Source organism: Nocardioides sp. (assembly GCF_047607185.1).
Classification (GTDB): domain Bacteria; phylum Actinomycetota; class Actinomycetes; order Propionibacteriales; family Nocardioidaceae; genus Nocardioides.
Map to the genome: position 1 here is coordinate 45635 of NZ_JASGDQ010000034.1, position 7581 is coordinate 53215.

Genomic DNA, 7581 nt, shown 5'->3' on the forward strand with positions numbered 1-7581 from the left:
CTGCGCTCTTACCCGGCTTGCGCTGCCGGGCGCTCCTCGCGCAGGCCGATCCGGCGGTGCAGCGCCCGCAGCGGTGCCGGTGCCCACCAGGCCGCCTCGCCGAGCAGTCGCAGCGCCGTCGGCAGCAGTACGCCGCGCACCAGCGTCGCGTCGATGAGGATCGCCAGCCCGGCGCCGAGGCCGAAGAACTTCATGAAGCCGATATCGCTGAGGACGAAGGCGAAGAAGCTGATGGCGATCAGCGCAGCGGCGGTGCTGACGATGCGGCCGGTGTGGGCCAGGCCCTGCACCACCGCCGCCGTGGGCGCCAGCCCGGCACGGCGCATCTCGGTGATCCGGCCGAGGACGAACACCTCGTAGTCCATCGAGAGGCCGAAGGTGATGACGAGCAGCAGCACGAACATGCTGACGTTCATCGGCATGGGCGTGACGTCGAGGAGGCCGGCGAGGTGGCCGTCCTGGAAGATCCACACCATCGCGCCGACGGTCGCGCCGAGGCCGACCAGGTTGAGCAGCAGCGCTCGCAATGGCTGCACCACGCTGCCGGTGAAGAGGAAGAGGAGGACGACCGTGGCACCGAAGAGCCAGACGAGCGCGAGCGGCAGCCGCTGCGAGATCGCGTCGAGGGAGTCCATCAGCTCCGCGGCCGAGCCGCCGACGAGCGACTCGGCGCCCGCCGGGCTCGGCACGGCGCGGATCGCTCGCACCTGATCGCGTGCCTGGGCAGAGAGGTGCTCCAGCTGGGTCACGACGAGCAACTGCTCCGCGTCGTCGGCCTCGAGGATGGCGCTGCCCGCGGTGCCGATCTCCTTCCCCTGGGCGAAGCTGCCGACTCGGGTGTCGACCCGATCGACGTCGGCGACCCGGGAGAGCGCGGCTGCATAGTCGGCCAGCTCTCCGTCGGGCAGCGCCGCGGTGGTGACGACCTGGATCGGGTTGGTCGAGTCGCTGGTGAACTCCTCGCGCAGCAGGTCGCCGACCTGGCGACTGCTCGCCGAGGCGGGCAGCACCCGCTCGTCCGGCGTACCGAAGCCGATGCCGGCCAACGGCGCCGCCATCGCCAGCAGTACGACGAGCACCGGCAGCGCCACCAGGGGGCGGCGGGTCACCACACCCGCCAGCCTCGTCCAGAACGGCGCGGGGCCGCCGCGCAGGCCGCGCACGCCCGGCACCCGGCCCGAGTCGATGCGATCGCCGAGCAGCGTGATCGCGGCAGGGAGCAGCACGATGCCGGCGAACGCGGTGACGACCATGACGCCGATGCCGGCGTAGGCGGCCGAGCGCAGGAAGTAGAGCGGGAAGACGAGCATCGAGGCCAGCGCGATGGCCACCGTCGTCGCGCTGAAGAAGATCGTCCGGCCCGCCGTCTCCACCGCGCGTACGACGGCCTCGGCCTGGCTCAGACCGGCGCTTCGCTCCTCGCGGACCCTGGCCAGCATGAGCAGGCCGTAGTCGACGGCGAGACCGAGGCCCATCGCCGTGGTGATGTTGAGCGCATAGACCGAGACCTCGGTGAACGAGCCGAGGATCGACAGCTCGGCGAACGTGCCGACGATGGCGAAGCCGCCGACGCAGACCGTCACGAGGGCGGCGACCAGGTTGCCGAAGGCAAGCACGAGGAAGATCAGGATCAGCGGGATCGCGATGCCCTCGGCAAGGCCGAGGTCGTGACCGAGCTGCTCGCCGACCTGGGCGAAGACCGCCTCCTGGCCGCCCGCCCGCACCATCAGGTCGCCGTCGGCGCCACTGTAGCGGTCGATCACCGCGGCAGCATCGACGTCGTCGTCGGCCAGTCCTGCGGTGACGAGCCCGGAGCGACCGTCCGAGGAGACCATCCCCGCTCCCGGGGCGTCGAGGAAGGAGACCACGTCGACCAGATCGGCGTCGGCGCGCATCCGATCGACCAGAGCCTGCACCGTCGCCGCGGCGCTGGCGTCGGTCACCGATCCGTCCGCGGCGGTCACCGCGAAGACGAAGTCGTCGGCGCTGCCGAAGCGCGCATCGAGCAGGCTCGACGCCCGACTGCTCTCCGAGGACGGGTCGTCGAAGCCCTCGTCCTGGAGCTTGCCGAAGGCGGAGGTGGCCAGGAAGGCGGACGCGAGGAGCACCACCAGGCCGATCGCCAGCACGCGACGGGGGCGGGTGGTGGCGAGGATGCCGATCCGGTGGAACATGCGAGCCTCCTGACTCGGGCCGAGCGCGCAGCAACAGATGTGTACCAATGTAAACTTTTCGTGTGTTAACTTTCGCTCGGATGTGAGCAGGTGTCAACATGCATTTCGTGGAGAATCCCGAGGCGCATCGCCCGTACCACCATGGCGACCTCCGCAACGCCTTGGTCGGCGCCGCCGCCGACCTCGCCGAGGTCGGCGGCCCCGAGGCGGTGACGATCCGTGCCGCGGCTCGCGCGGTCGGTGTCACGCCCACCGCCGCCTATCGCCACTTCGCCGGGCAGGCCGAGCTGCTGCACGCCGCTAAGGACGAGGCGCTGGACCGGATGACGGCGACCATCACCGGGCTGGTCGGCCAGCCGCCGGCCGATGCGGGCCCGATCGAGCTGGCGGTACGGCAGTTGACCGCGGCCGGGCGTGGCTACCTCGAGTTCGCCATCGCCCAGCCGGGGCTCTTCCGCACCGCGTTCTGCCACGGCGGTGAGGAGATCCTGGAGGAGGGCCCCGACTTCGACCCGGAGCAGGTGCTGATGTCCGCGGCGCCGTACGCCTTCCTGGCAGCCGTGCTGGACACGCTCGTCGACGTCGGCTGGCTCGCGCCTGGCCATCGCCCGAACGCGGAGATGGCGGCGTGGTCGACGGTGCACGGCCTGGCCATGCTCCTGCTCGACGGCCTCTGCCGGCACCTGTCCGAGGAGCGGCGCGAGGAGATGATCAGCGCGACCCTCGACGCCATCGTGCGCGGCTTCGCCACCGGACCGGAGGCATCAGCCCGGTCCGGCGTGGTCAGCGGGTGAAGACGATCTTCCCGAAGACGTCGCCCCGCGCCATGGCCTCGAAACCCTCGCGCGCCTGCTCCATCGGCAGCACCCGGTCGATGAGCGGCCTGGTACCGGTGGCGTCGAGCAGGCTGACCAGCGAGGCGAGCTCGCCGCTGGTGCCCATGGTGGAGCCGATCACCCGCAGCTGTAGGAAGAAGATGTTGGTCAGCAGCGCGTCGTCGAGGTTCGGTCCCGAGGTGGTGCCGGAGACGACCAGGGTGCCGCCGGGCCGCAGCGAGCGGACGGAGTGCTTCCAGGTGGCCCGGCCGACGGTCTCCATCACGGCGTCGACCTTGACCGGCAGCCGCTCGCCGGAGGCGAAGACCTCGTGTGCGCCGATCTCCAGGGCGCGGGCGCGCTTGGCCTCGTCTCGGCTGGTGGCGAGCACCCGCAGCCCGGCCGCGCGCGCCAGCGTGATCAGCGCGGTCGCGACGCCGCCACCGGCGCCCTGGATCAGCACGGTCTCGCCGGGCTTGAGCCCGCCCCTGGTGAACAGCATCCGGTAGGCGGTCAGCCAAGCGGTGGGAAGGCAGGCCGCCTCCGCCACGGAGAAGCCGGCCGGCAGCGGCAACACATTGCGGCGCGGCACCACCACCTTGTCGGCGAAGGTGCCCTGGTGGACCTCGGAGAGCAGCGAGCGACGCGGGTCGGTGGTCTCGTCGCCCTGCCAGTCGGGGCGGGAGATCACGGCGTGTACGACGACCGGGTTGCCGTCCTCGTCGACACCGGCCGCGTCGCAGCCCAGGATCATCGGCAGCGCCTCGGCCTTGAGTCCCTGGCCTCGCAGCGACCACAGGTCATGGTGGTTGAGGCTGGCGGCCTTGACAGTGACAGTGGTCCAACCCTGCGGGACCTCCGGGTCGGGACGTTCCCCGACCACCAGCCCCTTCAGCGGATCGTCGGGGTTGAGGGACTCGGCGTAGACGGCGAACATGATCCGACCCTAGATGATTGACGCAGCGTGAGTGATCACCGGGTGACACCGTCGCGGCGAGCGGCCTCGGCCACCGCTGCCGCGACCGCGGGGCCGACGCGGGGGTCGAACGGCGACGGGATGATCAGGTCCTCCGACAGCTCCTCGCCGACCAGCGCGGCGAGCGCCTCGGCGGCGGCGAGCTTCATGCCCTCGGTGATCGCGGTGGCGCGGGCGTCGAAGGCACCCCGGAAGATGCCCGGGAAGGCCAGCACGTTGTTGATCTGGTTGGGGAAGTCCGAGCGGCCGGTGGCGACCACCCGGGCGTAGCGGTGGGCGACCTCGGGGTGGATCTCCGGGGTCGGGTTGGCCATCGCGAACACGATCGCCTCGGGCGCCATCGTGGCAACGAGCTCCTCGGGCACGGTGCCGCCCGACACGCCGACGTAGACGTCGGCACCCGCCAGCACGTCGGCCAGCGAGCCGGTGCGGCCGAACCGGTCGGCGGTGGCCTCGGCGAGGGCCTTCTTGACCGGGCCGAGGTCGGCGCGCCCGGAGCTGATCACACCGGTGCGGTCGACGACGGCGAGGTCCTTGATGCCGGCCTCGAGCAGGATCTTGGCGACCGCGACGCCGGCAGCGCCGGCACCGGAGATCACCACCCGGGTCGACTCGGGGTTACGGCCGGTCAGCCGCAGCGCGTTCCACAGTGCCGCGAGGGTGACCACAGCGGTGCCGTGCTGGTCGTCGTGGAAGACCGGGATGTCGAGCCGCTCCTTGAGCCGGTCCTCGATCTCGAAGCAGCGCGGCGCCGAGATGTCCTCCAGGTTGATGCCGCCGAAGCTCGGCGCGAGCCTGACCACCGTCTCGACGATCTCGTCGACATCGGTGGTCGCCAGGCAGATCGGCACGCCGTCGACGCCGCCGAACTGCTTGAACAGCACCGCCTTGCCCTCCATCACCGGCATCGCCGCGGCGGGGCCGATGTCGCCCAGGCCCAGCACCGCGGTGCCGTCGGTGACGACGGCGACGGTGTTGGGCACCCAGGTGTAGTGCTGGCTCAGCGACGGATCCTCGGCGATGGCGGTGCAGACCCGGGCCACGCCCGGGGTGTAGGCCATCGAGAGGTCCTCGCGGCCTGTCAGCGGCACCGAGCTGGCGACGGTCAGCTTGCCGCCGCGGTGGAGGTCGAAGACCGGGTCGCCGGCGTACGGAATCGAGTCGGACATGACGAGAGTGCTTTCTACTGCGGCCAGGACGAGAGCGGGGAATCGGCCGCCCGGGGTGACAGGCAGGGTCGACGCGATGATCGCGGCGTGGGGGATGTTGGCCCCACCCTGCAGTCTTCCACACCTTCACGGATGGTCGCGGCGACGATCGCTGTGTCCTGTCTCATAGCCGCACGAGCGGCCAGATCCGGCGCAGTACGACGGCCAGCACGGCCTCGTCGGGGACCACACCGCGGTGCCGCGAGTCGATCCCCTCTGCCGGGTTGTCGGAGAGCAGCCACCAACTGCCCTCCCGGCGTGCCGCGACGCGCTTGACGGCCAGCGTGCCGTCGGCGAACCGGGCCACCACGACCGCCCCGACGTCCGGGCGGCGGCGGTAGGAGACCAGCAGCCGGTCCCCCGCTCGCAGCGTGGGCAGCATCGAGTCGCCGACCACGTGGGCCAGCCCCCAGCGACCCACTCCGGGATCCGGAGTCGCACCAGGACGAGACGCGGCTCGTGGACCGGCTGACACGCGGAGTAGTGTCGCACTCAGCACGAAGTTTCGTTCACCAGCCGGAATCACCAGGCCGGATCACCAAGAGAGGAAGCGCATGTTCTCGCGACTGTTCGCCCCTAGCATCACGGTCTCTGCTCACTGCGACCTGCCCTGCGGCGTCTACGACCCAGCCCAGGCCCGCATCGAGGCGGAGTCGGTCAAGGCCTGCATCGCCAAGGCGAACGCCTCGGACGACGAGACCTTCAAGGCCCGCGCGCTCGCCATCAAGGAGGAGCGCTCCGACCTGGTCAAGCACCACCTGTGGGTGCTGTGGACGGACTACTTCAAGCCGCCGCACTTCGAGAAGTACCCCCAGCTCCACGAGCTCTTCAACGAGGCCACCAAGCTCGCCGGCGCCGGCGGCACCAAGGCCAGCTGGGACGAAGCCACCGCCGACCAGCTGCTCGCCAAGATCGACGAGATCGCCGAGATCTTCTGGGAGACCAAGAAGGCTGCCTGAGCGTTTGACGGGGCCGGTCGGGGGTAGGAGCCTGACCGGCCCCGCGGCACGTGGGATGACGAGCAGCCTTTCGGAGGAGCCTTCTAGTGACCCATGACACGCACGACCGTTCGCGTGCCGACGCCGAGTTGCGACTGCCCGCCGACGGCGCGTTCGTCGCGGTGCTGCGCACCGCGACCACCGGACTGGCGGCACGGTTGGACTTCACCCTCGACGACCTCGAGGATCTGCGCATCGCCGTCGGCGAAGCGGCCGCCCTGGTGCTGGAGTCGGCCCAGCCGGACGCCGATCTGACGGCCCGGTTCTGGCTCCGGCCGGGCATGCTGACCGTCGCCGTCGGCGCGGCCGCCGCCGCGCCACGGCACCCCGATCCCGCCAGCTTCGCCTGGACCGTCCTGACCACGCTGGCGGCGGAGGTCTCGGCTCGGGCAGAGAGCGGGGTTCTCGAGGTCACGCTGACCGCCGTGTCCGAGCTGGCCGCTGCGTCGGCTACCGGAGGTCGGCCACGCACATGACGGAGGAGTCGACGAGGGACGACCTGGCCGACGGCTCCAGCCCGGATCCCACCGAGGATCGGCAGCGCAGCGCAGCGCTCTTCACCGTGCTCGCCGACGATGCCGCCACCGATCAGGAGCGAGCGGCCGCGCGCGAGGGGCTGGTCGTCCTGCACCAGCCCCTCGCGGAGCACTGTGCGCGCAGGTTCCGCAATCGCGGCGAGCCGTTCGAGGACCTGCTCCAGGTCGGCACCATCGGCCTGCTCAAGGCGATCGACCGGTTCGACGCCGAGCGCGGCGTCGAGTTCTCCACCTATGCGACGCCGACCATCATCGGGGAGATCAAGCGCCACTTCCGCGACAAGGGCTGGGCGATCCGAGTCCCCCGGCGGCTGCAGGAGCTGCGGCTGCAGATCAGCTCCGCGAGCGCGGAGCTCACCCAGGTGCTGGGCCGCTCCCCCACCGCCGGCGAGCTCGCCGAGGCGATCGGCTGCTCGGTGGAGGAGATCGTCGAGGGCCTGGAGTCCGGCAATGCCTATGCCACCCTCTCGCTCGACGCCGGCGACGACGCGGCCGACGGCGCCGCCACCATGCTCGACGCGATCGGCGTGGAGGACGCCGCGCTGGAGAACGTCGACCTGCGCGAGTCGATCAAGCCGCTGCTGGAGACGCTCGGCCACCGCGAGAAGCGGATCCTGCTGCTGCGCTTCTTCCGCAACATGACCCAGGCCCAGATCGCCGAGGAGATCGGCGTCTCGCAGATGCACGTCTCCCGGCTGCTCACCCGCACCCTTGCCCAGCTCCGCGAGGGGCTGGACGGCTGAGAGTGTGTTTGAGAACTCGGCGTCGAGCTCGGCGTTGTCCAGCGTGCGTCATGGCAAGGCGGAGGAGGGAGCCATGCCGGAGGCATGGCGACCGACGACAACGCAGCCAGGGCGTGCGATGGGCGGCGCGG

Annotated in this window: 8 protein-coding genes; 4 read left to right on the forward strand and 4 right to left on the reverse strand. The window is 71.0% G+C overall.

Going from position 1 to position 7581, the window contains the following annotated elements:
- Window positions 1-8: 8 nt before the first annotated feature.
- The gene (locus QM595_RS03315; RefSeq protein ID WP_415170100.1) at window positions 9-2174 is read right to left on the reverse strand and encodes an MMPL family transporter; all 2166 of its coding nucleotides are present in this window, start codon (window positions 2172-2174) and stop codon (window positions 9-11) included.
- A gap of 98 nt (window positions 2175-2272) precedes the next feature.
- Here QM595_RS03315 and QM595_RS03320 point away from each other — a divergent pair, with 98 nt between their 5' ends.
- Window positions 2273-2968, forward strand: a complete 696-nt coding sequence (locus tag QM595_RS03320; protein ID WP_415170101.1) for a TetR/AcrR family transcriptional regulator — start codon at window positions 2273-2275, stop codon at window positions 2966-2968.
- On the opposite strand, the gene QM595_RS03325 is transcribed toward QM595_RS03320, so the two are convergent.
- From QM595_RS03325 to QM595_RS03335, 3 genes are all read right to left on the reverse strand, one after another.
- Complete coding sequence (locus QM595_RS03325) at window positions 2958-3926, reverse strand: zinc-binding dehydrogenase (protein WP_415170102.1); 969 nt, start codon at window positions 3924-3926, stop codon at window positions 2958-2960. The two genes, QM595_RS03320 and QM595_RS03325, sit on opposite strands and share 11 nt — an antisense overlap.
- 35 nt (window positions 3927-3961) lie before the next feature.
- Window positions 3962-5134: an NAD(P)-dependent malic enzyme gene (locus tag QM595_RS03330; protein WP_415170103.1), complete on the reverse strand. Its 1173-nt coding sequence runs from the start codon at window positions 5132-5134 to the stop codon at window positions 3962-3964.
- A gap of 163 nt (window positions 5135-5297) precedes the next feature.
- Complete coding sequence (locus tag QM595_RS03335; protein ID WP_415170104.1) at window positions 5298-5594, reverse strand: S24 family peptidase; 297 nt, start codon at window positions 5592-5594, stop codon at window positions 5298-5300.
- A 133-nt stretch (window positions 5595-5727) separates the two neighbouring features.
- Between QM595_RS03335 and sodN the strand changes: the two genes are divergently transcribed.
- From sodN to QM595_RS03350, 3 genes are all read left to right on the forward strand, one after another.
- The gene (sodN, locus tag QM595_RS03340) at window positions 5728-6132 is read left to right on the forward strand and encodes a superoxide dismutase, Ni (protein WP_415170105.1); all 405 of its coding nucleotides are present in this window, start codon (window positions 5728-5730) and stop codon (window positions 6130-6132) included.
- 86 nt (window positions 6133-6218) lie between these two features.
- Window positions 6219-6647 (forward strand): anti-sigma factor, encoded by a 429-nt coding sequence (locus QM595_RS03345; RefSeq protein ID WP_415170106.1) that lies wholly within the window; start codon window positions 6219-6221, stop codon window positions 6645-6647.
- A complete protein-coding gene (locus tag QM595_RS03350; protein WP_415170107.1) occupies window positions 6644-7450 on the forward strand; it encodes an RNA polymerase sigma factor SigF in 807 nt (268 codons plus the stop codon). The genes QM595_RS03345 and QM595_RS03350 overlap by 4 nt, the downstream gene beginning before the upstream one ends.
- Window positions 7451-7581 lie beyond the last annotated feature (131 nt).

What these genes read in the sequence shown, in the direction of transcription:
- QM595_RS03315 (WP_415170100.1), bottom strand. Translation starts at nt 2,174, where the DNA reads ATGTTCCACCGGATCGGCATCCTCGCCACCACCCGCCCCCGTCGCGTG.
- QM595_RS03320 (WP_415170101.1), top strand. Translation starts at nt 2,273, where the DNA reads ATGCATTTCGTGGAGAATCCCGAGGCGCATCGCCCGTACCACCATGGC.
- QM595_RS03325 (WP_415170102.1), bottom strand. Translation starts at nt 3,926, where the DNA reads ATGTTCGCCGTCTACGCCGAGTCCCTCAACCCCGACGATCCGCTGAAG.
- QM595_RS03330 (WP_415170103.1), bottom strand. Translation starts at nt 5,134, where the DNA reads ATGTCCGACTCGATTCCGTACGCCGGCGACCCGGTCTTCGACCTCCAC.
- sodN (WP_415170105.1), top strand. Translation starts at nt 5,728, where the DNA reads ATGTTCTCGCGACTGTTCGCCCCTAGCATCACGGTCTCTGCTCACTGC.
- QM595_RS03350 (WP_415170107.1), top strand. Translation starts at nt 6,644, where the DNA reads ATGACGGAGGAGTCGACGAGGGACGACCTGGCCGACGGCTCCAGCCCG.